This window comes from Vibrio sp. 2134-1 (assembly GCF_033339495.1).
This window is the reverse complement of the sequence record NZ_JAWOUS010000621.1, coordinates 1-615: the sequence shown is the minus strand read 5'-3', so window position 1 is coordinate 615 and position 615 is coordinate 1. Positions and strand designations below refer to the sequence as shown.

The following is a 615-nucleotide window of genomic DNA, read 5'->3' as shown; positions in this document are numbered from 1 at the left end:
ACGTTACATTCATTTTTATCATTTTTACAAATCAGAACATCTATCCAATACTTTTTTTAGTTGTTTGCTGACGGCTTACAAAAAAGTCGTGAAACCAGATGGAATGAGAGGAAGCTAGCATGACGCACATCGATATCGGCATTGATAGAGAGCACCGATTAAGCACCGCAGAGGGCTTGAAGCAGCTCTTGGCAGATTCTTACACGCTCTATCTGCAAACGCACAACTTCCATTGGAATGTGGAAGGCCCGAACTTCAGAGAACTGCATCTCATGTTCGAAGAACACTATACCGAACTTGCGACGGCTGTAGACGAGATTGCCGAGCGCATACGCACACTGGACGTTCCCGCACCCGGCACGTTTAAAGAGTTCGCCAAACTCAGTGTGATTGAAGAGGTTGAAGGCGTTCCGAGCGCGACGGAAATGGTCGACATACTCACGCACAATCACGAACAAGTCGTAAAGACCGCACGTAAAGTGTTAAAGCTAGCCCAACAAGCGGATGACGAATCTAGCGTGGCGTTGGTATCGGACAGAATGCGCATCCATGAAAAAACAGCATGGATGTTACGATCGCTGCAGAAATAACGCCGAGCGAAACGACCTAAGGATA

At 47.2% G+C, this 615-nt stretch carries 1 protein-coding gene; it reads left to right on the top strand.

The window, feature by feature from the left end:
- Nucleotides 1–119: 119 nt before the first annotated feature.
- Nucleotides 120–590: a Dps family protein gene (locus R7R78_RS27585; RefSeq protein WP_005457571.1), complete on the top strand. Its 471-nt coding sequence runs from the start codon at nt 120–122 to the stop codon at nt 588–590.
- Nucleotides 591–615 lie beyond the last annotated feature (25 nt).